The 23265-nt window shown below is 69.0% G+C and carries 17 protein-coding genes and 1 pseudogene; 10 read left to right on the forward strand and 8 right to left on the reverse strand.

From position 1 onward, the window contains the following. Positions 1-94 precede the first annotated feature (94 nt). On the reverse strand, positions 95-745 hold the full coding sequence (locus tag GWK25_RS19645) for a TetR/AcrR family transcriptional regulator (RefSeq protein ID WP_215451853.1): 651 nt from the start codon (positions 743-745) through the stop codon (positions 95-97). Positions 746-1489: 744 nt separating this feature from the next. Between GWK25_RS19645 and GWK25_RS44545 the strand changes: the two genes are divergently transcribed. The 6 genes and pseudogenes from GWK25_RS44545 to GWK25_RS19675 all read left to right on the forward strand — a co-directional run bounded on the left by GWK25_RS44545 (position 1490) and on the right by GWK25_RS19675 (position 7994). Beyond that, on the forward strand, positions 1490-2662 hold the full coding sequence (locus tag GWK25_RS44545) for a helix-turn-helix domain-containing protein (protein ID WP_215451854.1): 1173 nt from the start codon (positions 1490-1492) through the stop codon (positions 2660-2662). A 548-nt stretch (positions 2663-3210) separates the two neighbouring features. Next, positions 3211-3981, forward strand: a pseudogene (locus GWK25_RS19655) (aminotransferase class I/II-fold pyridoxal phosphate-dependent enzyme); the annotation flags it as partial. 39 nt (positions 3982-4020) lie between these two features. Next, entirely contained in the window at positions 4021-5808 is a 1788-nt protein-coding gene (gene mtnA / locus GWK25_RS19660) for an S-methyl-5-thioribose-1-phosphate isomerase (protein WP_215451856.1), read from the forward strand. A 25-nt stretch (positions 5809-5833) separates the two neighbouring features. Beyond that, positions 5834-6412, forward strand: a complete 579-nt coding sequence (locus tag GWK25_RS19665) for an acireductone dioxygenase (RefSeq protein ID WP_215451857.1) — start codon at positions 5834-5836, stop codon at positions 6410-6412. Then, complete coding sequence (mtnC, locus tag GWK25_RS19670; RefSeq protein ID WP_215451858.1) at positions 6409-7167, forward strand: acireductone synthase; 759 nt, start codon at positions 6409-6411, stop codon at positions 7165-7167. Before GWK25_RS19665 ends, mtnC begins: the two co-directional genes overlap by 4 nt. Then, positions 7164-7994: an S-methyl-5'-thioadenosine phosphorylase gene (locus GWK25_RS19675; RefSeq protein ID WP_215451859.1), complete on the forward strand. Its 831-nt coding sequence runs from the start codon at positions 7164-7166 to the stop codon at positions 7992-7994. Before mtnC ends, GWK25_RS19675 begins: the two co-directional genes overlap by 4 nt. 169 nt (positions 7995-8163) lie before the next feature. Here GWK25_RS19675 and GWK25_RS19680 read toward each other — a convergent pair whose 3' ends face one another. The 7 genes from GWK25_RS19680 to GWK25_RS19710 form a co-directional block, all read right to left on the reverse strand. Then, positions 8164-9402: a flavin reductase gene (locus tag GWK25_RS19680; RefSeq protein ID WP_251829960.1), complete on the reverse strand. Its 1239-nt coding sequence runs from the start codon at positions 9400-9402 to the stop codon at positions 8164-8166. 116 nt (positions 9403-9518) lie between these two features. Next, positions 9519-10637, reverse strand: coding sequence for an acyl-CoA dehydrogenase family protein (locus tag GWK25_RS19685; RefSeq protein ID WP_251828938.1), 1119 nt, complete (start codon positions 10635-10637; stop codon positions 9519-9521). 16 nt (positions 10638-10653) lie between these two features. Further along, positions 10654-11505 (reverse strand): alpha/beta fold hydrolase, encoded by an 852-nt coding sequence (locus GWK25_RS19690; protein WP_215451861.1) that lies wholly within the window; start codon positions 11503-11505, stop codon positions 10654-10656. Positions 11506-11525: 20 nt separating this feature from the next. Further along, positions 11526-12620 carry a DUF3419 family protein gene (locus GWK25_RS19695; protein WP_251828939.1) on the reverse strand — a complete coding sequence of 365 codons (1095 nt, stop codon included), beginning with the start codon at positions 12618-12620 and terminating at the stop codon, positions 11526-11528. 49 nt (positions 12621-12669) lie between these two features. After that, positions 12670-15279 (reverse strand): aminotransferase class III-fold pyridoxal phosphate-dependent enzyme, encoded by a 2610-nt coding sequence (locus tag GWK25_RS19700; RefSeq protein ID WP_215451862.1) that lies wholly within the window; start codon positions 15277-15279, stop codon positions 12670-12672. 29 nt (positions 15280-15308) lie between these two features. Next, positions 15309-16352: a 3-oxoacyl-[acyl-carrier-protein] synthase III C-terminal domain-containing protein gene (locus GWK25_RS19705; RefSeq protein ID WP_215451863.1), complete on the reverse strand. Its 1044-nt coding sequence runs from the start codon at positions 16350-16352 to the stop codon at positions 15309-15311. Next, positions 16349-18448 carry an AMP-binding protein gene (locus tag GWK25_RS19710; RefSeq protein WP_215451864.1) on the reverse strand — a complete coding sequence of 700 codons (2100 nt, stop codon included), beginning with the start codon at positions 18446-18448 and terminating at the stop codon, positions 16349-16351. Before GWK25_RS19710 ends, GWK25_RS19705 begins: the two co-directional genes overlap by 4 nt. A gap of 827 nt (positions 18449-19275) precedes the next feature. Here GWK25_RS19710 and GWK25_RS19715 point away from each other — a divergent pair. From GWK25_RS19715 to GWK25_RS19730, 4 genes are all read left to right on the forward strand, one after another. Continuing rightward, entirely contained in the window at positions 19276-20283 is a 1008-nt protein-coding gene (locus GWK25_RS19715; protein WP_215451865.1) for a beta-ketoacyl-ACP synthase III, read from the forward strand. A gap of 105 nt (positions 20284-20388) precedes the next feature. Continuing rightward, positions 20389-20631, forward strand: a complete 243-nt coding sequence (locus GWK25_RS19720) for an acyl carrier protein (protein ID WP_215451866.1) — start codon at positions 20389-20391, stop codon at positions 20629-20631. Beyond that, a complete protein-coding gene (locus GWK25_RS19725) occupies positions 20628-21854 on the forward strand; it encodes a beta-ketoacyl synthase (protein WP_215451867.1) in 1227 nt (408 codons plus the stop codon). Before GWK25_RS19720 ends, GWK25_RS19725 begins: the two co-directional genes overlap by 4 nt. 190 nt (positions 21855-22044) lie before the next feature. Next, on the forward strand, positions 22045-23229 hold the full coding sequence (locus GWK25_RS19730; RefSeq protein WP_215451868.1) for a cytochrome P450: 1185 nt from the start codon (positions 22045-22047) through the stop codon (positions 23227-23229). Positions 23230-23265: the final 36 nt, after the last annotated feature.

A 23265-nucleotide genomic window follows, 5' to 3' on the forward strand; every position in this document is an offset into this window, starting at 1 on the left:
TCCACCACAGGATCATGATCAAGGACTGCTGCTCGGCGTCACCACCGACTACGGGCCAGAGCCGAACGATTTACAGTCCCGCCGGTCCTCATCTTCAGAGGTCGCTGTCCAGCAGCGGGATCATCTGCTCTACCGCGCGGCGCACGTCGAGCAGCGCCGCCTCGAGGTCGACCTCGTCGGGCTCGAGCAGCCATTGATAGGCCGCGCCGCACAGGCCGCTGACCAGGAGCCGCGCGACTCCGTCGGGGGAGACGGCCCGACCGATCGTGCCGTCGTCGATGCCTTGCTGCAGGCTCATCGCCACGTCGTGCCGGAGCGTGCGATGCAACCGCCGAATGCGTTCGCGCAGGGAGGCCACGGAATTGAGCGCCTCGAACATCAGTGCGCAGATGCCGCGCATCGCGTCGGGGGAGCGGCGGTATCCGTACAGGACGGAATCGATCACGACGAGAGCGGCGTCGCGTCCGGTCAGCCCGGTGGCCTTGGCGTGGCCCTCCCGGTCCCACCAGGTGAGCGTCGCACGCTCGATGAGGGCGTGGAGCAGGTTCTCCTTCGAGCCGAAGCGCCGGGTGATCAAGCCGTGACTGTAGCCGGCCCGGTCGGCGATCAGTGCCAGGGTCGCGCGTTCATAGCCCACTTCGGCAATGAGCTCCTGCGCGGCATCGAGGAGCCGCCGCGTGGAGACCTCGGCGCGGGCTTGCTTGGTAACGGGCAGAGCGGGGGGCGGAGTCGGTGCGGAAGCCACGGGGAGACCCAAACCTTAGGGAATTTGACTGTCAGTCACCTCCGGCCCCCGTCGCGACGCGGGCGGCCGAAGATGGTCATCGTCTCATGGCGCTGTGGTAAAGGTTTGTTGCTGGCTACCTACTTTTTTGTTTGACTACTTTCGCCCTGGATCCCTATCAAGGAGAGCCCTCATGGCCGATCGCCACCCGGCCGTCGTTCTCAGCAACTCCACCCCGGGGCGAACCGCACCCGATCTCGGCCGATCCGGCCTCCCAGCACCGTGAGCTGATGACGCAGCGCGAGGTCTCCGCGTCCCCGTCCCGGTGGCTCACCGGCGGCAGGCGCGGCAGGGCGAAAGCCGCGGCAGGGCGAACGCGTTGGCCACACCCAGACAGGCAAGTCGAAGCAGCACGACAGATCATCCTGCTCGGTTCATCAGGTGCCCAGAGCACCGCACCCGCCCAAGGGCCCGCGCTCGACGCCATCGGTGCACCAGCCCTCACGAGGACGGATGAGTTTTGGCCAAGGACACCGGTGCTCGACGCACTCACCGTCATGGGCGGCAGGGGCACCGCCGCCGTCGATCTGCAGGCAGACACCCCGCTGCCCGTATTCGGCGACGTCACGCGCGCCCGATGACGGGCGGCCTGGGTCTGCTCGGAGGCCCGTCCGAGCGTCCACCCCCGCGGAGGGGATCGTCGAGGCCGTCGGCACTGGGGCTACGTACAACGAGGCCGAATGAATCGCAAAGGATGTTCTCAGCGTGGAAAATCTCAAGGGCACAGTCGAAGCTTTGACCGATTGGCTTGTAAAGAATCAATGGGTGGTGGTTGAGGACATCCTCACTGCGGTGTGGCGTGATGGAATTCCGGACAGCCCCCTCAGTAGGGATCCCGCGTTGGTGACGGTGGTGCGGTCGGAGACCAAGATGCTTTTCGCGCGCACTGTACGAGGGATCCGGGACTCGTTACAGGAGCCGGTCCGGTCACCCGAGGCACGGCACATCGCCCGCATTGCAGCACTGCACGAGACGCCGCTGAATGACCTGGTCGCCAGTTACCGGATTGCCCACGGGGTCGTTCAGGACGCGTTCTTCCAGGCCGCGCACGAGGCGGACCTTCCGGAAGCCGACGTACTGCCCGGCTTACAGCATTGTTGTAGCCGGCTTTCCCATCTGATGGCGTTGGTCACCGAGCTGGTGACGGATGAATACACGGAGGCTGTTCGAGCGAGCACCATGGACGAGAACACGTTACGGCTCCAGGCAGTACGGACCGTCCTGAACCACGCCGACTCCGCCGCCGAACTCCCCTTCTACGACCTGAACGCCGAGCACGTCGCCGTCGTGGCCTCGGGTGCGGCGGCGAGAACGCTCGCCGAGTTCGCACGCGAACGCGGAGACTCCGCCCTCTCCGTCTTCGTCGACCGCGGCGTGGTGTGGGCGTGGTTCAGCTCGGTGGGGCCGGAACAGGTGCACGAGGCGGTTCTGGAACGCACGCCGCACATCCGGCTGGGAACCGGCGGGCCCGGCAAGGGAGTTCGGGGTTTTCGTCAGGCCCACCGAGAGGCCCGATCCGCCTATCACGTGTGCGACCAGACCGAGCGCCGGAGCGCGCACTTCTACGAGGTTGCCCCCGAGGTGATCGGAATGGCCGACGTGGACGCCGCACGCAGTCTCGTCCACCGGCACCTCGGCCAACTCGTCGGCGGCGGCAGCAGACACAGCGTGCTGCGCAAGACGCTCGAAACCTATCTCGCGTCGGGGCAGTCCGCGCGCTCCGCCGCCCTCAAGCTGGGGCTGACGGAGCGGACCGTCGCAAACAGACTGCAGGCCGCGCGGGCGCTGCTGCCGCCGCACACGGAACTGTCCTCGCTCGAACTCGCGCTCTCGTTGCGGCTGCGGTCCCTGGTCACGGGCCAGTCGTCGGATACATAGCCCGTTCGGCAGCCCGGCCGTACGAGGAATCGGCTCCGTCCCGGTCCGCACCGCGGGCACGCGCCGCACGCGCGGTGCCCGTGAGACCCGGCCGGGACAGCCGCAGGTCTCGGGAACCTGCAATGGCCTTCCTGAATCGAGAAGATCACGGGCGGATATTTCTCACTGTTGTCATTGTCCGCGAACAGCGCGTGATGGCAGGCTGAATCAACAGGGGAGGCGCCCCGATATCACTGTGCAGCACCCTGGAGGCTGCCACGAAACGCTTCCCGACCGGTCGGGCCTGAACGGCGTACGGAGACCGGGATCACACAACAGGTATTCCGGCCATCACCCCAGGATTCGGATACGGCGTACATGACCCCTGACTTGAGCGCGACGTTTTTCACCGGACCTCGAATGCCCGCCCATGACTCCCCTCCGGGGATCTCCGTTCCCGTTCCGTCCGGCCGATTTCGTGCCGATCGTCCTTCTCCGCGGCTGCGCTGTCGTATCACTCATGACATGTGGACGGGAACATGGCGGACAGGCCCCTGCTGAATCGCGGCCTGCGCCGTGCGATCGCCGGGCACCAACAGCGCTTCTATGGGCTGGAGTACGACCCGGAGAGCGGGGTGGCCGTATCCACAGGCGCCATCCAGGCACTGGCGGCGCTTCCGGGGCTCCTGGAGCCCGGCGACGAAGTGATCGCCCTCGACCCCTGCCACGACTCCTGCGCCGCCTGTATCGCCATGGCCGGAGCCCTCCGCGTCCCGGTCATCCTGCGCCCGTCGGCGTTCCGGCCCGAACCGGCGGAGCTTCACCGGGGCATCACGCCCCGCACCCGACTGCTGCCGCTCAACTCGCCGCACGATCGGACCGGTTCGGTGCTGCAGGACGAGGACCTGACGGCGATCGCCCAGCTTGCCGTCGAACGTGACCAGCTGATCATCTCGGACGAGGTGTACGAACACCTGGTGTACGACGGCGTCCGGCACCGGCCGAGCGGCTCTCTGCCCGGTATGCGTGCGCGCACGGTGTCCGTATCGTCCGCCGGGAAGACCTTCTCGTTCACCGGCTGGAAGGTCGGCTTGGTCACCGCGCCGCCGAAGCTCGCCGCGGCCGTGCAGACCGCCAAGCAGTACCTCACCTTCACTCGGCCCTTCCAGCACGCCGTCGCCGAAGCTCTCCGCCTGCCCATCATGTTCCACGCCGATCCGGAGGCCGGTCGCTCGCTCGTCCGCTTCGCCTTCTGCAAGGGGGCCGACGTGGTGCGGGAGCCCGGCGCACGGCAGGAGGCACTGGCCGGCGGACCCGTCCCGCCTTCCGTCATTCCCTGAGCGCGGCTGGGAGCAGTCCGCTCGGACCAGAGGAGGATCATGACTACCCGTTCCGCCCACTCGGCCACGGTGCCCGGGCCCGAGACGTCTTCACCCGATGGCCGGACCCCGTCCGCTCCCGCCGCCTCGCTCACCTGGTCCGACGGGGCCATCAGCATCGTCGACCAGCGGGCCCTGCCGCACGAGATGCGGTGGCTGCGGCTGGAGACGGTGGACGAACTCATCGACGCCATCCGCTCGCTGGCGGTGCGAGGTGCTCCCGCGATCGGACTGGCCGGAGCGCTGGGCGTGGCCCTGTCCGCGCACCGGCACACCGCACCCGGCGGCACCACTGACGAGGCCGCGGTGCGCGCCGACGCCGCGCGGATCGCCACGGCACGGCCCACAGCGGTCAACCTGGCACAAGCCGTCGCCCGGGTGGTCGAACGTATTCCCGAAGGGCCCGACGTGGTGCTCGACACTGCGCTGCGGGCGATCGACGAGGACATCGCCACAAACCGTGTCTGTTCCGTCAGCGCCGCCGACCTCGTCGCCGGACTGCTGCCGGGCCGGCCGCTGCGCGTGCTCACGCACTGCAACACCGGTCGTCTGGCCACGGCGGCGGGCGGCACCGCTCTCGGCGCCGTCCTGGAACTCGCCGCACGCGGACGGATCGCCGAGGTACTGGTGGACGAGACGCGCCCCCTGCTGCAGGGAGCCCGGCTCACGGCCTGGGAACTCGAGGAGGCCGGCGTGCCGTACCGGCTGTGCCCCGACTCCGCGGCCGCCGCCGCGATGTCGGGATCCCTGGTGGACTGCGTCCTCGTGGGCGCCGACCGCATCGCGGCGAACGGCGACACCGCCAACAAGATCGGCACCTACGCCTTGGCGGTGGCGGCCGCGAGGCACGGCATCCCGTTCGTCGTCGTGGCGCCGGAATCCTCGTGGGACCCGGAACTGCCGGACGGCTCCGGGATCGTGATCGAGGAGCGGGCGGCGGACGAGGTCACCACGCTGGCCGGGGTCCGGATCGCCCCCGAGGGCGCCCGGGTGTTCAACCCGGCGTTCGACGTGACGCCGCACGAGCTGATCACCGCGCTCGTCTCCGAGGAGCGTGTGCTGCGACCAACCGCCTCCGTCGCGCCGACCGCCTCCGCCGCGCCGTCGGCTCTTCCCCCGGATGGCGCGGCCGAGCAGCACCGGGTACGTGCGGCCGCGGCTCTCGCCGAGCAGTCCCGCGATCTCTACCTGCGCGGGTGGATGCCCGGGACGTCCGGCAACCTCTCGGTCCGGCTGCCCGGCCCGTACTCCCGCGCGCTCATCACCGGCAGCGGCCTGGACAAGGGCACCCTCAGCCCGCGGGACATGGTGCTGGTGGACACCGCCACCGGGCAGGCCGCCGGACCGGCCGGTGACGGGCCGCGGCCCTCCGCGGAGACCGCTGTCCACACCGCCGTCTACCGGTCCGTCCAGGAGGCGGGCGCCGTCGTGCACGCGCACTGCCCGTACTCCACCGCCCTGGCCCGTCGTATCGGCGCCGTCGGCCACCTCTCCTGGCTGCCCCTGCGGGACCTGGAACTCCTCAAGGGACTGGGCCTCGCAGACCCCAGCCACACCGCGCTGCCCGTGTTCCCCAACTGGCCCGATGTCGCCCGTATCGCCCAGGACGTGGCCGGTCATCTGACCCAGCACCCCTCTTCACCGCCGGCGCTTCTCATCGCCGACCACGGCATCACGGTCTGGGGAAGCGACCTGGTACAGGCCCGCAACCGGCTGGAGTGCGTCGAGGCCATGTGCCAACTGCTGCTGCTCACCGGCGAGTCGGACCCGATCCACCTGGCCGCTTGACGCCTTCCGGAAAGGAATCACCTCCGTGACCCTGCTCCAGATCATGCCTGAGGACGCACCCGAGAAGGTGCTGCTGCATACCCGCGACGAAGCGGACATCATCCGCGAACTCGCCCCTCACGGCGTCACGTTACGACGCTTGCCGCTGCGCACCGACGACACCCCCTCCCTCGACGACCAGGCCCTGCTGGACCTCTACCGCGAAGAGATCGAGGAGGTGTGCGCCCAGGACTCGATGAAACTCGTCGACGTGGCCCGGCTGCACCCGGCCCCGACCGAGGAGTGGCGTGAGCGCGCCGCAAAGGCCAGGTCGACTTTCCTCGAGGAGCACCTGCACAGCGAGGACGAGGTCCGCTTCTTCGCCCACGGCCGCGGCCTGTTCACCCTGCACCTGGACGACCGGGTCTTCGCCGTGTTGTGCGAGGCCGGTGATCTGCTGTCGGTGCCGGCTGGTGTCCGCCACTGGTTCGACATGGGCGAGCACCCCGATTTCGCCGCCATCCGCTTCTTCCAGGAGGAGGACGGCTGGGTCGGCGACTTCACCGGCGTACCGATCGCCGGCGGTTTCCCCGGGCTGGACGACCTCACCGGGTCCGGCCGGTGAACGGTCTTCGCGCGCATGCGGTGGTCCTCGACATCGAAGGCACCACCGGGTCCCTGACGCACGTACGTGACGTGCTCTTCCCGTACGCCCGCAAGCGGCTGGAGGACTGGTTCCGGCGCCACCGTGACGACCCCCGGCTCGCGGCCCTGCTGGACGCCGTACGCAAGGAGGCGGGTCGTCCGGAGCTGGATGCGACGGGCGCTCTGTCGGCACTGGCCGCATGGTCGGACGCGGACGTCAAGGCGGCCCCGCTCAAGACGGTCCAGGGATGGATCTGGGCCGAGGGGTACGCGAAGGGCGACCTGCACGGGCACGTCTACCCCGAGGTGCCCCGCACGCTGCGCCGGTGGCGGGCGGGCGGGATTCGCGTCTTCACCTACTCATCGGGCTCCGCCGAGGCCCAGCTGGACTGGTTCGGCCACACCGTGTACGGAGACCTGACCGGGCTGCTGGACGAACGGTTCGACCTGGAGAACGCGGGTGCCAAGAACGATCCCGACTCCTATCGGCGGATCGGCCGTGTGATCGGTGGCTCCGGCCCGCCGCCCGTCTTCCTCAGCGACACGGCGTACGAACTCGACGCGGCGACGGCCGCGGGCTGGACCGCTGTCGGCGTACGCAGGGACCACGACCCCCGCGGACCCGAGGTGCCCGGTCACTTGACGGTGCCCGCCCTCGACCAGCTTCGTCTGCGGCCGCTCCACGCTGCCGCCGGCGGCCACAACGGAAACGTCGGAGAGGTGTTCTTCTCATGAGCACAGCACAGCGGTCCGCCGCCTCGGCCGAGATCGGGGTGATCGGCGGCACCGGCTTCTACGAGTTGCTGTCGGATGCCACCGAGATCACGGTCAGCACCCCCTACGGCGACCCGACGGACACGCTGACCGTGGGCACGGTGGGCGAACGCCGGGTCGCCTTCCTGCCCCGGCACGGTCGCGGCCACGACCACCCCCCGCACCGCATCAACTACCGTGCGAACCTCTGGGCGTTGCGTTCGATCGGTGTCCGGCAGATCCTCGCCCCGTGCGCCGTCGGCTCGCTCCGCCGCGATCTCCCGCCCGGCAGTGTCGTCGTCCCCGACCAGGTGGTCGACCGAACCAGCGGCCGGACGGGAACCTTCTTCGACGACAGCGTCGCGCACGTGTCCTTCGCGGACCCGTACTGCGACGCGGGCCGCTCGGCCGTCCTGAAGGCGGCCACCGACTGCGGGGTCGAACCGGTCACCGACGGCGGCACGATGGTCGTCATCGAGGGCCCGCGCTTCTCCAGCCGCGCCGAGTCCCGCTGGTACGCGGCGGCGGGCTGGTCACTGGTGAACATGACCGGTATGCCCGAGGCCTCCCTGGCCCGAGAGCTCGCCCTGTGCTACACCTCGGTGGCCCTGGTCACCGACATGGACGCGGGCGTCGACTCCGAGGAGAGCGTGGCCCAGGAGGACGTCTACGAGGTCTTCGCCCGCAACATCGAGCGATTGCGCGGTCTCGTCCTGAGCACCGTGCCCCGGCTCCCCGAGGACCGAGCCTGCCGCTGTGCGCAGGAACTGGACGCGGTGGACGCGCTCTTCGCTCCGCCCGCCGCATAACCCCACCCCGCCTGCGGATCCCGGTGACGCGGTGCGGGGAGAAACGCGGGCAGAACAGACGCACCCCGGTGTCCTCGTCGCGATGGCGACGACACCGGGGTGCAGCCCGGTGTACGGGCGACCGCCCGCCGGGACGACTCGGTGGCCGCCGCACGCGGGCAGGTGGGAGTCAGACGAGCTGGCTGCGCGGATCCGGCGAGCGGTCCGCCGACGCCGACGAGGGCCGGTGCCAGCCACGCCGGTAATGGATCAGGGGTGGTGCGCCGGTGAGCGACACGGTCTCCAGTCGGCCGACGAGAATGTTGTGGTCGCCTCCGGGCAGAACGTGCTCCCGCGCGCAGAGGAACCTGGCCGACGCGCCGGGCACGCCGGGCACACCCCCCTCCAGAGGAACGAGACCGGCTTCCGCCGCGGCCCGCTCGTGCCGCGCGAAGGCGATCGCCACGTCGGCCTGTTCGTCGGTCAGGACGTTGATCAGGAAGCGGCCTGCCGCTGCGAACACGTCATGGGTGCTCCCGGTCCGGTTCATGCAGACCAGGAGCAGGGGCGGTTCCGCGGACAGGCTGCAGACCGCGCTCGCGGTGAACGCACGCGGCTTTCCGTCGTCCCCCGTGGCGGTGACGACGGTCACCGGAGAGGCAAGATGGGACATCGCCTCCCGGAAAACCTCCGCGGTCACGGCCGTCACGGGCGCGGCGGGGCCGTCACCGAGCAGGACGGAACGCATCCGCTCCGCGATGCCGACCGCCCGGCCGTCCCCCGTGTGCGGTCCGCCGCTCACCTTCAGCCGCGTGACCGGGCCCATGGTGAGCCTGGCCCACAGCTCCGCGTCCCGTTCCGCGTCGCCGGCCTCCTCGTCGCCGGTGAACATCGTGACCGGGCAGCCGAGCGGCAGAGCCCGGTCCGCCTCGCCGTACCGGCCGGACCACTCCCGGTCCCCGCGGGTCCGTGGGCCGGCGCAGGAGCGGTCGTCGTCGAACTCCAGGAACTCCTCGGGCACGCAGACCGCCCCCACCAGGGCTGACAGGAACGTGAGGTCGGGGCGCGTCCGCTCCCCCGTGCTTGCGTCCTGGCCGCACCGGCCCGGCGGCCGGGCTCCGGCGAACACGAACATGTGGCGCGGAGACCGGTGCCCCGCCCCCACGAGCCGGCGCGCCGCCTCGTACCCGATCAGACCGCCCCTGCCGCAGCCGTAGACGGCATAGGGAGCGTCACCGACCTGCCGCCGAAGGCGGTCGACGACGATGTCGACCGCCTCGGTGAACTTCCTGTACGACCTGTCGTCCTCCCGGTCTCCGGGGCCGCCCGGCTCGATCGTGACGATCTCGACCTCTGGGCCCAGCGCGGCCGTCAGAAAGCTCAGGGAATGATCCGGCTCATCTCCGCAGGGAATGCAGCAAAGTTTCATATGCACGTCCGAAGTGATGTCGGGGGCAGGTAACGAGTCCGACGCGGCCGTGCCGTCCGCCACCCATGACGGCGGACGGCACGCACGCGCCCGTGGTCACGGGCGCGTGCGTGCCGTCACGGCATCACGAGGGGCTCGCCGGAGATGAACCGGTCGAGAGGCTCGGCCATGGCGCTCCTGGCCGGAGGGTGGAACGCCATGGCCCGGGCGGACGTGAAGAACATCGTGCTGAAACCGCTGATCATGTAGGACGTACCACCGAGGAGTTCGGTGGCGTGCGCAGCCACCCGCTCCACGGTCCGCTGCGCCGAGTACCGCACGTACAGTGCGCGAGCCACGCCCAGCGGGTCGTCGCCGCCAGGCGTCGCCGCCCTGGCGACCGCCTCCAGGGAGGCCATGGTGGTCTCCAGGTCACCGACGAGCTCCATCCTCTCGGCGGCGGAACCCCTGCCCTGCTGGAGCACCGCCTCGACCAGACCGCTGGCCGCGCCGACGTAACTGGCCGACATCAGCAGCTCGAAGACATGGAACACCGTCGCGAGCGCCGTGTTCAGGGACTGCGGGTCTCCCAGTGACGATATGCAGTCGTCCGGGACGTCGACATCGGTCAGCACGACCTCGCACGTCTCCGAACCGGGCAGCACGGGCGAGTGCCCGAGCGGCCGCACCTCGATGCCTTCGGTGTCGGCCGGGACGATCGCAAGAGCCATCTCGGTCTCTCCCGATTCCGGCGACGTCAGCATGACGCTCGCCGTGAGGTAGTCCATCGACTTCGACAGGCTGCACGGCTTCTTGACGCCGTTGAGACGCCACCCGCCGCCGTGTCGTTCACCCTTCATCAGGGGTTTCAGAATGCTGGCGGCAGGCTTGCCCTCGCCGAACCCCGACGCGAGGTAGAGGTTGTTCTCGGCGACCGCGCCGAGCAGTTCCTCGGTGGCGGGACACGGCGGCATGGCGATCACCGTGCACACGTGCATGTTCGCCGCGACGGACAGCGACGGTGACCGCGCGCCCAGCACACGTTGGACGTGCAGTGCGTCCACCAAGGTGGCGTCCAGCCCGCCCAGTTCCTCGGGAACCATGAGAGCTGGCCCGCCGTGCTCGCGGAAGATGGCCAGTCCGGGGGACTTCTCGGATTCCAGCTCCGCCACCGGGACCTCGCGGAGCCGCTGCTCGAGACCGGGGAACAGCCGCTCGACGGTGGCCAGTTCCGGGACCATGAAGTTGATGGACATGTTTCAACCTCTCATCTCACATGGCATCGTCCGACGGTCCGTCGTCGATGAACTCAGTGATGCGCTCGACCAGCCAGTCGGGCTCGTCGAGCGAGACGAAGGCGCGTGAGTGCTCGGCGATCACCACCGAGCTGCGCGGGAAGCACGCCGCCAGCCGCTGCGCGTGCTCGAACGGGAAGAGGGGGTCCTTCCGGGACCACACGACGAGTACACGGCCCCGGAACCGGTGCAGTTCCCCGGCCACCGCGCGAGTGACCTCGGGGCGAAGGCCCCTCAGGAGCTTGGTGAAGTCCCTTTGCACTGCCCGGTCGTGGGGCAGCGCGCCGATCAGCTCCCCGATCGTCGCCGGCGCCACCCTGCTGCGCGCCACGAGCATCATCATCAGCCGCTTGACGAGGCCCAGACGCAGGGAGAGTGACACGGCCCTTATGACGCCGGGGACGGCCGCCAGGGCGGGCAGCGGAGCCAGCAGCTTCGGGGGGCAGTTGTCGAAGGCGTCCGAGGGGAGGAGCACCAGACGATCGAACAACCCCGGTTCACGCGCCACGGCGATCTGGGAGATCGCCCCGCCGGTGTCGCTGCCGACGAGTACGACGGGCCCCGGCAGTTTCCGCGCGATCTCGATCACGCGTGCCGCGTGTGCCTCCAGGCTGCAGTCCGCGTCCGGTTCGAGCGGTGTGCGGTGCCCGCCCAGCGGCAGGTCGGGCAGCACCATGTGGAACCGGTCGCGCAGCCCCGCGACGAGCGGGTCCCACACGTGCCCGTTGACCATCAGCCCGTGCACGAAGAGCAGAGCCGGACCCTGTCCTGTGCGCCGTAAGTGGATCGGGCCTCCAGAGGTCTCCACCCGAACCGTCTCGTCCTGCATAACGGACTCCGTCCCTTCGCTCAGCTTTTCAAGGTGAGCACCTCGATGTCGTAGACGAACGCCTTGTCGTCCTGGGTGAGTGACGAACTCAGCATGTCGTCACGGACCAGCCTGGAGCGTGCGTCCTGCGGCACCTGGTGCTTGGCCAGGAAGTTGCGGTAGCACACCCGCCCATCGACCCTGCCGGCGCGCACTATATGACGCATGATCAGGTCGAACCCCTCCTGGTCGATGCAGCTTGTCACATCGGACAACGAGAACTTGTCGAGCGAGCCCTCGGGGGTCTTCGCCATGTAGTCGATGAGGTTCTCGGTGATGATCTCGACCTTCGTGCGCGCGGTTCGGATCGCCTCGTAGTTGTCCCGCAACAGGTAGTGCGGCAGCGTCTCGCGGTCCGGGTAGCGCCCGAGGAACGTGAACGCGAGCCAGTGGTTGTCCTTCGCCAGGTGGTTCATGAAGGAGTGGTGGACGCGTTCGAGCACGTAGCCGCCCACGGAGTCCACGTCGATCGTGATGCGGTAGCCGGGGTCGTTCAGCACGGTTTTCAGCACACGCTCGGAGAACCCGTACCGGACCAGCGACCGCCACAGGACGCCGTCGATCTTGCCCAGATAGACGGCCCGCTGCTCGTCCAGCGTGCGGGCCGAGAACAGGTCGCGCATGGCGCGGCCGTACAGGACCCGCATCGCCGGGGCGACGACACGCCGGTAGAACTTCTCGTGCCGCCCCGACATCACCAGGCCGCTCTCGACCTCGCCGCGGTGCCGCGAGAAGTAGCGGAACGCGTTGTGGCTGATCTTCCCCTCGAGTTCCGAGAACAATCGCCACCGGTCCGGGCACGGGTCGATACCGAGGAACGCGAGCAGCGTGTCGTACTCGAAGTGCCTGATCGCTGCCAGTTTCACCTCGAGGAGGTAGTTCTGCCCGGGCGCGGTGTCCACCGACACCACCGAACGCGGGTCGTTGGCGACCAGGCTCAGGGTGCGGCAGCCGCTGCCCGTGACGCTCAGTACGTCCTCGCCGGCCGAGACACCCAGAGCCCGCATCTCCGAGTCGGAGTCCTCGTCACACGTGCTGTACAGAATCCACTTCTCCGAGCCCTTCGAGCTCATCATCACCATTCCCCATTCGGGATTGACAGGACAGTCCGCCGACGCCCGGCGGTCACGTCACGAAGAAGCCGTCGTTGGCCATGTCCGCCACACTCAGGTCGAACGCCTTGCCGGTGGTGGCCAGGTCGTCGTCGGTATGCGCGGTACTGAGCAGGAAGCTGTGCAGTTCCGGCATGTACACCCCGTGCCGGCGCATGTAGTAGGCGAGCGCGATGGTGGCCTTGAAGTTGCTGCCGGCCATCCGCTCCCGGTAGACGCCCGCCGATCGGTGGCTGAAGTTGAGCGAGAAGATCGACCCGCGGGCGTTGATGCGGCAGGAGATGTCGCGTTTGCGGGTGCTCTCCAGGAAATCGGCGCGCAGCCTCTGTGTCTTCGCTTCCAACTCGTCGTAGAGGTGCTGGTTGGCCCGCAGGTGGGCGAGGACCGCGGTGCCTGCCCGGCAGGTCATGGAGTTCCCGCTCAGCGTGCCGCCGGCGAACGCCTTCTGCTCGTAGTCGATGAACGGGTCCTCGGAACTGCGGCTCATCTCGACCAGTTCGGCCCGGCCGACCACCGCACCACAGGGCAGACCCCCGCCGATGATCTTGCCCAGACAGGTGAGGTCCGGCTCGATACCGGCCAGGGTCTGGGCCCCGCCGTACGCCACCCGGAAGCCGGTGACGACCTCGTCGAAGACCAGCGGGACACCCGACTCGGTGCACAGCTTCCGCAGGGCCGCCAGGAAGTCCTGGTCGAGAGTGGTCGTCGAACTCGGCATCGGTTCGACGATGACGCAGGCCACGTCATCGAGCCGCTCCCTGAGCCGTTCGAGGCCGCCGATATCTCCGTACTGGAGCACCAGGGTGCTCCGCACGACGTCCTCGTTCGAGCCGAGGGTGCCCGCGATCGGATCGGGCGCGTGCTTGTCCCCGGTGAAGCGGAACCACGAACTGACCATTCCCTGGTCCGAGAACCCGTGATAGTGACCCTCGAACTTCACCACCGTCTTGCGCCTGCGGTACGCCCGGCACAGCCGGATCGCCAGCAGCACCGACTCGGTGCCGGAGTTGCACAGCAGCGCCCGTTGTGCGGAGGGGAACGCCTCGACGAGTGTCTCGGCCAGTTCGACCTCGGGCTCGTTGCCGATGCCGTTGAGCAGGCCGGCCGCGATACCTGTGCTGATCGCCTCGTTCACCACCGGGTGGGAGTAGCCCAGGATGTGCGGACCGTACCCGCCGGAGAGGTCGACGTACTCGTTGCCGTCGAGGTCGCGGACCCGCCCGCCCTGCGCCTCCTTGACGAAGATGGGGTAGGTGCTGGGGAAGAAGTAGCGGTGGATATGGGTGGGCGCGACGAGCGAGCGGTTCGCACGGTCCCGCATCTCGAGGGAGCTCGGGATCTGGTTCTTGAACTGCGCGTCGAACCGCTCACGGACCTCCTTGCTCATGTAGGGGGAGTATCGGTCCGTGAACTTGCGGGCGTTGTCCCAGATGTTGATGTCCGGGTCGAGCTGGGTGGCGAAACCCTCGCAGGACAGGAACACGAGCTCGACCTTGGTGAAACTCGTGGTGTACCGGGCACCGTACTTCCGCAGGATGGTGCTGACATCACGGAAGTAGCTGATCGTCGACCAGCGGTTCGAGACGGTGTCGAAGTGATGCTCCAGCGCCGCCACGAGCTCCTTGCGGTATTCGTCCCAGCGCTCGGTGAGATTCTCCTTGCCGGTGACGAAGTGAGCGGTGAACCGCTCCACCGCGATGTCCCACTCCTTGCGGGTGCACGCGTAGTAGAAGGACGACAGGCCCCACTTCTCGTCCTCGCTGAGCTCGACGGTGATCCCGTAGTCGAGCAGGATCAACTCGCCCTGCTCGGAGAACAGGATGTTGCCCGGGTGCGGATCACCGTGGGACAGGCCGTGCATGTACAGCATGGTGTAGATCGTGTCCTGCAGACGCCGGGCCAGCTGTGCGGGCGGCAGACGCACCCGGTGGCCCTCGTTCCCGCGGATGCCTTCCATGAACTCCATGGTGAGCATGCGGGGCGTGACGAAGTCCGGTATCACCTGCGGCACCCGCACGTAGGGGTGGCCCTTGAAGTTGCGGTACACCGTCTTCTGCCGGGCCGCCTCCTGGAGCATGTCGGCTTGCGAGCGGAACAGGTTGGCGACCTCGGTGAAACGGCGGACGCCGTCGGACTCGGCGACGGCCGGGATCATCCTCTCCGCCAGGCGGACCCCCCTGCCCATCAGCCGCAGATTCTGGTCGATGTGCTCGGGCACCCCGTCCTTCACCAGCTTCACGGCAACCTGCCGGCCGTCGAGCAGCCGGGCCCGGTGGACCTGGGCGACCGAGCCGCTGGCGACCGGTTCGAGGTCGAACTCGCGGAAGACGCTGTTCATCGGGGCGCGCAGCTCCCGCTCGACCACGGCCCGTGTGGTGGCCGCGTCCATGCGGGGAGCGTCGTCCTGGAGCGTGCGCAGGGTCTCCACCCACTCGCCGGGCACCAGGTCGGACCTGGTGGCGAGCAGCTGGCCCATCTTCATGTAGATCGGGCCTGCCTGGACCAGACAGTCCAGCAGCCGCTCGGCTTCCTCGGCCTTGAGATCCTCGCGTGGGTTCCGCAGACGGGACGCGGAGTATCCGAGGAGATGGCCCAGCACGTTGGTGACGGGTTTCATCGGCATATTGGCCATGGTGCTGTTCGTCCTCCAGGTCAGTACACGAAGGAGAAGGCGCTGAACGACATGCCCGCGCTGCCGACCCATCCGACCGCGCGGTCACCGCGCTTGAGGCGTCCCTCGTTCACCGCGGTGGCGATGGCGGTCGGTACGGAGGCCGAGACAATGTTTCCGGTGTTCTGGAAGACGTGGAAGATCTTGTCGCCCAGGCCCACGCCGTCGGCCATCTCCTGCCAGAACCGCTTCGCGGAGGCGTGTGTGAACACCGCGGCTGCCTCCTCCTTGGGGGCGTCGAGCCGCTTGAAGACCTCCACGGCCTCGCTCCGGGCGGCCTCGTGCAGTTCGAAACCGAACGACGTGAAGCGGTGGACGCCGTTCCTGGCGATCTTCTCCGAGGGCCGGCTGAAGTCCGCGTAGCCGTCCATGGGGATGTTGCACAGGTCGGCGAGGTCGGGGCGTGAGGAGAACGCGAAGGACCACGGTTCGTGGTCGTCCGCCGTCAGAATGGTCGCGGAGGCGGCCTCGCCGAGGGTGTAGGCGGGGAAGCTCCAGGTGACCGCGTCGGTGTTGGGCAGTGCGAACACGCCCGGGTAGACCGGCCCGGTGGGACGCATGTTGAACTCCGCGTTGACGAGCATCGCGGTGCGGCACGCTCCCGAGGCGAACAGGCCCTGGGCGATCTGGAGCGCTCTGGTCCAGCTCATGCACGCGTCAAGGACATCGAAGCACTGGGCACGTTGGATGCCGAGCGCCGCGGCGGCGTGGTACGACCCTCCGGGTTCGAGGAAGCCCCTGCCGATGCCGGTGTAGATGACGACGTCGATACTCTCCCGCGTCACCCCTGCCTCGTCGATCGCCTCCTCCGCGGCGCGGACGAGCAGGTCGATGGGGCGCTCCCCCTCATCGGCCCAGAGGCGGCAGTCCGACCCGGAGTACGCGAGCCAGAAATTGATCTTCCGTAGGGCGTCTTCGATGTCACCCTCGAAGACGCCGGCACTGTGTTCGCGGACGAGGTCGAGGATGTCGTCGTTGGTGACACGGCGCGACGGCAGGGCAGCGGATACGGCGGCGATCCTCATCGGCCCGCCCCCGCGGTGAGGTCGGCGGCGGGGGTTGTCAGACGTGCCACGACGAGCGTGGCCAGCTCGTCGATCGACTCGGACTCCCACATCAACTCGGGGGGCAGCCGTAGCCCCGTCCAGTCCTCCAGGGTCTGGTGCAGTTCCAGCATGTCCACCGAGGAGAGCCCATGGGCGGACAGTGGTTCCCGGGCGTCGATGCTGCTCGTTCCTTCGCCGGCTTTTCCGGCGATCCAGTGCTCGATGTGTGTACGGCAGTTCTCGTGGAGCGACTGGAGCGCGGAGGTGAAGGCCGGCTGCGCGGCCGGCCCGGGCGTCTCGGCGCCGGACCGGACCGGACCTGCGTCCACGGCACCTGTGTCCACGGCACCTGCGTCCTTACGAGCCCTGACGACGAGCCGGCCCTCGAGGAAATCGGCCTTGCAACGGGTCCGCTGGATCTTGCCGCTGGTGGTCACGGGGACCGTTCCGGTCTCGGCGACCACCACCGTGGCGGCAAGGTCGTGGCTGCGCCAGACGGCCTGGCGGATGGCGAGGGCCACGTCCGCAGGGGAACTCTCGTCGCGCCGGGCGCATTCGGCGACCACGACGACGCTCTCCCGGGCCCCTTCGGTGACGCCGAAGGCCGCGGTGTGACCGCGCCGGACGGCGGGGTGACTGTCCTCGACGGTCCGTTCGATGTCCTGGGGGTAGTGGTTGACCCCGTTGACTATGACGACGTCCTTGATCCGTCCGCATATGTAGAGCTGCCCGTCGTGGACGAACCCCAGGTCTCCCGTCCTGAGGTGGGGGTCGGCGCCCTCGTCCAGGACACGCGCCCGGAAGACGTCATTGCTCTCCTGTGGCCGGTCCCAGTAGCCGCGGGAGACGATGGGGCCGGTGACCCAGACCTCTCCGGCGTGACCGTCGGGAAGACGTTGCCGGGTCTGCGGGTGCACGATGGCGACGCGGGTGTCGGCGACGGTCGTGCCACACGAGACGAGCGGACGCACGACCTTGTCGGCAGGCAGCTCCACCACCGGGCTCCCTGGAGTGGCGGGACCGAAGGTTCCCCAGGTCAGCGGTTCGTCCGGCATCTTGTTCGTGACCTTCAACGTGGCCTCGGCGAGACCGTAGGAGGGACACAGGGCGCCGGTCCGCAGGCCGTGTTCGGCGAACGTCCGCTGGAAGCGCTGCTGGGTGTCGAACTGCACGGGCTCCGCGCCGTTGCCGGCCGTGACCAACGAGCTCAGGTCCAGCCCTGCACGCTGCTCCTCGGTGGTGCCCTCGACGCAGAGGTCGTAGGCGAAGTTCGGGGCACCGGTATGCGTACCGCGATACTGCGAGATGGCCCGCAGCCATCGGATGGGCCTGCGGACGAACGTGGCCGGGGCCATCAACACGCAGTGGGCGCCGGCGAAGACCGGCAGCAGGATCGAACCGATCTGACCGTAGTCGTGGAAGTGAGGCAGCCACGACACCCAGCGGCTGTCGGCGTCGACCTTCCACGACATCGCAGCCTCGGCGCACTGCGCGACCATGTTGGTGTGGTCCACGATCACCCCCTTGGGGGCAGAGGTGGAACCGGAGGTGTACTGCAGATACGCGACCGTGTCCGGGGCGACACCGTCGAAAGCCGACGGGCCGGTGACGTCGCGCGCCGGTCCGGTGACGTCGTCCGACGACGCGTCCGTGCCCAGCCAGGGCAGGTTCGCCACCCGGGTGTCCTCGCCGAACAGCGACTTCCGGCTCGCCCCCCGCTCCGTGGTGAGCACGGCAGCGGCCTGGCAGTCCCGTGCGATCGCCTCGACCGTCGAGGCGGTGCGGTGCTGCGGAACGTACAGCGGAACGCCGATGATCCGGGCGTACAGGCAGGCGTAGAACGCGACGACGTAGTCGAGGCCCGCCGGGTGGAGCAGCAGAACACGGTCGCCGGGGGAGACGACCGACAGCAGCCGGGCGGCCAGTACGAGGGCTCGGTCGTGCAGTTCCCCGTAGGTGAGCGTGCCCACCACGTCGAGATCACCCTCAAGAAAGGTGAACGCCGAAACATCCGGGTCGTCTTGGGCGCGCTTCTGCAGAATTCGGACGAAATCGGTTTCCAGCACGAGTTCCACGTGGTGTTACCTCATTCTGACGGTGACGAGTGGATATGCAAATCGGCTGCGACCGGCTGAACGTCGCGGCATGCGACGCACAGCCGGTGAGGCGAGAAGAAAAGAGACCGGAGACGGAGAGCCACCCGCCGCGGCGGGTCCTTTCGCCTCCTTGCGGTGAACGCCCACATCCGGGGTCGGCTTCTTGACCAACGAGCCTGCCATCACCCGGCGCGCACGGGCAATGACAACAATGCGAAAGATCTTCGGCGTGATCTTCGTAGTCAGGGAATGCACCTGCAGAGTGGGCGGCGATCCCTGGGGCGCTTCGCCGATATCCTCGACACGCCTCGGAGATGTTCCGATGCTCAAAGCTCCCGAGCGCGCGTATTTCCTGTACTGGGAAAAGGGGAGTCGGGCGTTTTCCGATTCCTGACCTTGTTCGCCCGCGCCCGCCGGTGGCAGGCTACTCGTGCCTCGGAGCCACGCCGTTTCCCCGGGCCCGGCTCCATGAGGCACATTCGCCCCGGCGGCGCCCGGTTCGCGCGTCATTGCATGCCGATCCTGATGAACGGCAGCCTTGACGCATCGCCCGTGCATCGAGAGGACTTGGCCACGGAATCCTGCCCGGCACAGAACAGGACGCAGTTCCGTGTTGCTCCCCCTCGGACGCATGTCCTGTCGCCAGTTCCTGAGCCGGCCGTCGAGCCGTTCCGACGAAGACCTCACCGCAGCGGCCGGCGCGGCGAGGCCGGGCGGTCCGGCCTTCTGCCGCGGCGTCGCCCCTGACCACCTCCACCGGCCACCCCGCCCCCCCCAGATCCTCAGGACCAGGGAGTCACACTGGTATGACGTACCGATCCCCTCGTGCCGCGGTCCTCACCGGCCTCGGCTCCTGGCTGCCGCCCGACACAGTGACCAATGCGGACCTGGAGGCCACCCTCGACACCAGCGACGAATGGATCCGCAGCCGTACCGGCATCGCGACCCGCCGTCGGGTCTCGCCGGGCGTGTCGACGTCGGACCTCGCCGTGGAGGCCGGCCACAAAGCCCTGAAGTCCTCCGGCTCCGGAGGGGCCGACGCAGTGGTGCTGGCCACCACTACGCCCGACGAGTTGTGTCCCGCGACGGCGCCGGACGTCGCCTCCCGGCTGGGCCTGTCGGGCGTGGCCGCGTTCGACGTCTCCGCGGTCTGCGCGGGCTTCGTCTACGGGCTGGCCACGGCCGCCGGCCTCGTCGCCACGGGCGTCGCCGACCGGGTTCTGCTCATCGGGGCCGAGGCGTTCAGCACCCTGATAGATCCCGGCGACCGCTCCACGGCGGCCATCTTCGGCGACGGCGCCGGAGCCGTCGTACTGCGCGCCGGCGAACCCGACGAGCCCGGCGCGATCATCTCCCTCGTGCTCGGGAGCGACGGTGGCGGGAACGACCTTCTGAACGTGCCCGCGGGCGGTGCACGACGGCGCGTCCCGACCGAGGAGCACTCCCGGTACCTCCGGATGCAGGGGCGCGAGATCTTCCGCTTCGCCGTCCGTCACATGGCGGCCGCCTGCGCCACGGCCGCCGAGCGGGCGGGGTGGCAACTCTCCGACATCGATCGTCTGGTGGCCCACCAGGCCAACGCACGCATCAGCAACGCGCTCGGCCACGCACTGGGCGTCCCGCCGGAGGGCCGCGCCTCGAACATCGAGCACGTGGGCAACACGGCCTCGGCCTCGGTGCCGCTGCTGCTCGACGAGGACAACGCGTCCGGTGCCCTGTCCGAGGGCCAGCGGGTGATGATCACCGCGTTCGGCGGCGGACTCGCCTGGGGCGCGGCCACCCTCGTCTGGCCGTCGCTCACCACCGTCACCTGATCCGGCGTCAAGCCCCTGCCCGCGGCCGGTCGCAGGACGCCGCCGCAGGACTTCCCGGTCGCCCGGTCCGCCCGGATTCCCCGATGCCACCGACAAGGAGCTGACATGAACGGTTACGACACGCTCAAGAGGATCATCATCGAGGACCTGAAGGTCCCCTCCGATCTCGTGAGCCCGGGAGCCTCCCTGGATGACGTCGAGTTCGACTCCCTCACCCTGGTGGAGCTGACCGTCATCCTGGAACGAGACCTCGGAGTGGACATCCAGGACCAGGAGTTGCGGGACCTGGCCACCTTGTCGGACATGGGCCGCCTGGTGGAGGACCGGGTTGCCCAGGGCCAGTCATGACGATCCGCGCCGACATCGCGGTCACCGGTCTCGGGCTGGTCACTCCGGCCGGAGTCGGAGTGGAACGCAACTGGTCCGAGGTGTGCCGGGCACGCGGCACCGCGGCGGCCCTCGATCCGGAGCTGGACGGCGTGCCGGTCTCCCTGGCGTGCCGCGTTCCGGACTTCGACGCCGAGGCACTGCTCGGCGGCCGGCGTGCCCATCGACTTGACCCCTTCGTCCAGTTCGCCCTGGTCGCAGCGTATGAGGCCCTGGCCGATTCCGGTCTGGACCCCGCCACCTGGGACGGCGCACGGGTGGGGGTCGTACTGGGCAACGCCGGAGCGGGCCTCCAGACCTACGAGGGGCAGCACAGGGTGATGCTCGACCAGAAGCCCCAGCGTGTGACACCCCTGCTGCTCGCCATGTATCTGCCCAACATGATGGCGGGCCAGGTGGCGATCGAGTTCGGTGCCACGGGCCCGAACCTGGTGGTGGCCACGGCGTGCGCCTCCGGGAACACGGCCATAGCCACCGCCTGCGACCTGCTGGCCCTCGGGCGCTGCGACGTGGTCCTCACGGGTGGCAGCGAGGCGATGGTCACCCCCCTGGCGATGTCCGGATTCGCGAACATGGGGGCCCTCTCCACGCGGACCGACGCCCCGGAGAGCGCCTCCCGGCCCTTCGACGCCGACCGCGACGGCTTCGTCGCCGGGGAAGGGGCTGGACTGCTCGTCCTGGAGCGCGCCGGGGACGCCCGAGCCCGCGGCGCGCGGATCCGGGCGCGGATCGTCGGGCACGGCTCGACCGCCGACGCCCACCACATCACCGCACCGCACCCGGACGGCCGCGGGCTGGAGCAGGCCATGCGGCTCGCGCTCGCCGACGCCGACGCCGCCCCCGCAGACGTGTCCTACGTCAACGCGCACGGAACGTCGACTCCGCTGAACGACCTTGCGGAAGCCAGGACACTGCGCCGGGTACTGCCCGCCGGCCCGCTCGTCAGCTCCACCAAGGGAGTCACCGGGCATCTCCTGGGGGCAGCAGGGGCGATCGAGGCCGCCTACACCGTGCTCGCCCTCGAGAACGGCCTGGTCCCGCCCACCGCCAACCTCCGCACACCGGACCCGGAGATCGACATCGACGTCGCGGCCACTCCGATCCGCCGCGACATCGAACTGGCACTGAGCAACTCCATGGGCTTCGGCGGCCAGAACGCGGTCCTGGCGCTGAGCCGGGCGTGACCGTACCCCGGGCACGGCGGCCGGAACGCGGCTCACGCCGCCCCGCGCAGTCCACGCCCGCCTGCTGGTCCGCGAGGAGACCGTGCACCGCATCGCCGCGGCCAAAGGCCCCCATCCCACCCTCCGCCCGCTTCCCGAAGCCCTGTTCCGGCGGGGCCATCGACGTCCCTTCACCTGCGAGGTCACTTCCATGAGACAGCCGGTCGCCTTCCCTCAGGACCGCACGTGCCCCTATCACCCGCCCGCCGGCTACGAGTTGCTGTCCCGCCCGCTGTCCCGGATCACTCTCTTCGACGGCAGCGAGGCGTGGCTCGTCACCGGTCATGGCGCGGCCCGTGAACTCTTCGTCGACCAGCGGCTGTCCTCCCGCAGCGACACGCCGGGCTTCCCGATCCCCAGCGCACGCCTCGCCGGATTCCGCGAGGTGGTGCCCGCCCTGATCGGCGTGGACGACCCTGAGCACGGCGCCCAGCGGCGGATGCTGATCCCGGGCTTCACCGCCAAACGCACCGCCGCCCTGCGGCCGCGGATCCAGGAAACGGTCGACCGCCTCCTCGACTCCATGGAGGCGCAGGGCTCGCCCGCCGACCTGGTGAGTGCCTTCACGCTGCCCCTGCCGTCCATAGTCCTCTCCGCGCTGCTAGGCGTCCCGTACTCCGACCACGAGTTCTTCGAGGTCCAGTCGCGTCGGTTGCTGCGTAGTACGAATGTCGCCGACGCAGTGGACGCGCGTTTCCAACTGGAGGAGTACCTGGGCAAGTTGATCGACCGCAAACAGCACGAACGCGGCGACGGCATCCTCGACGAGCTGGTCCACAACCAACTGCGCGAGGGCAAGACGGACCGGGAGGAACTGGTCGCCCTGGCCCTGGTCAACCTGGCCGGCGGGCACGAGACGACGGCGAACATGATCTCGCTCTCGACCTTCACCCTGCTGCAGCACCCGGAGCGCCTGGCCGAACTCCGTGCCGATCCCGGTCTGCTGCCCGCCGCCGTGGAGGAACTCCTGCGGTTCCTGTCCGTCTCCGACTGGCTGCTGCGGGTGGCGACCGCGGACATCGAGATCGCCGGAGCAACGATCCGGGCCGGCGACGGTGTCGTCTTCTCGACCTCCGTCATCAACCGGGACCCCGAGAAGTTCCCGGCCCCGGACACACTCGACTGGGGCCGTTCGGCCCGTCACCACATGGCGTTCGGCTTCGGCACCCACCAGTGCATCGGCTCGAACCTGGCCCGCGCCGAGATGGAGATCGCTCTGCACAGCCTCTTCACCCGCTTCCCCGGACTGCGGCTGGCCGTGCCCGCCGAGGAGATTGCTCTCAATCCCGGCGACACGGTCCAGGGGATGCTCGAACTTCCCGTCGCCTGGGGATAGCGAATTCACCGCGATACCGGGTGCCCTCGGGCAGGG

The organism is Streptomyces sp. ATCC 21386, assembly GCF_018728545.1.
GTDB lineage: Bacteria > Actinomycetota > Actinomycetes > Streptomycetales > Streptomycetaceae > Streptomyces.

Bases quoted from the DNA above. Each gene is read 5' to 3' on its own strand.
- GWK25_RS19680 (WP_251829960.1), bottom strand. From the start codon at position 9,402: ATGAAACTTTGCTGCATTCCCTGCGGAGATGAGCCGGATCATTCCCTG.
- mtnA (WP_215451856.1), top strand. From the start codon at position 4,021: ATGACTACCCGTTCCGCCCACTCGGCCACGGTGCCCGGGCCCGAGACG.
- GWK25_RS19690 (WP_215451861.1), bottom strand. From the start codon at position 11,505: ATGCAGGACGAGACGGTTCGGGTGGAGACCTCTGGAGGCCCGATCCAC.
- GWK25_RS19700 (WP_215451862.1), bottom strand. From the start codon at position 15,279: ATGCCGATGAAACCCGTCACCAACGTGCTGGGCCATCTCCTCGGATAC.
- GWK25_RS19685 (WP_251828938.1), bottom strand. From the start codon at position 10,637: ATGTCCATCAACTTCATGGTCCCGGAACTGGCCACCGTCGAGCGGCTG.
- GWK25_RS19720 (WP_215451866.1), top strand. From the start codon at position 20,389: ATGAACGGTTACGACACGCTCAAGAGGATCATCATCGAGGACCTGAAG.
- GWK25_RS19730 (WP_215451868.1), top strand. From the start codon at position 22,045: ATGAGACAGCCGGTCGCCTTCCCTCAGGACCGCACGTGCCCCTATCAC.
- GWK25_RS19675 (WP_215451859.1), top strand. From the start codon at position 7,164: ATGAGCACAGCACAGCGGTCCGCCGCCTCGGCCGAGATCGGGGTGATC.
- GWK25_RS19715 (WP_215451865.1), top strand. From the start codon at position 19,276: ATGACGTACCGATCCCCTCGTGCCGCGGTCCTCACCGGCCTCGGCTCC.
- GWK25_RS19695 (WP_251828939.1), bottom strand. From the start codon at position 12,620: ATGATGAGCTCGAAGGGCTCGGAGAAGTGGATTCTGTACAGCACGTGT.
- GWK25_RS19725 (WP_215451867.1), top strand. From the start codon at position 20,628: ATGACGATCCGCGCCGACATCGCGGTCACCGGTCTCGGGCTGGTCACT.
- GWK25_RS19705 (WP_215451863.1), bottom strand. From the start codon at position 16,352: ATGAGGATCGCCGCCGTATCCGCTGCCCTGCCGTCGCGCCGTGTCACC.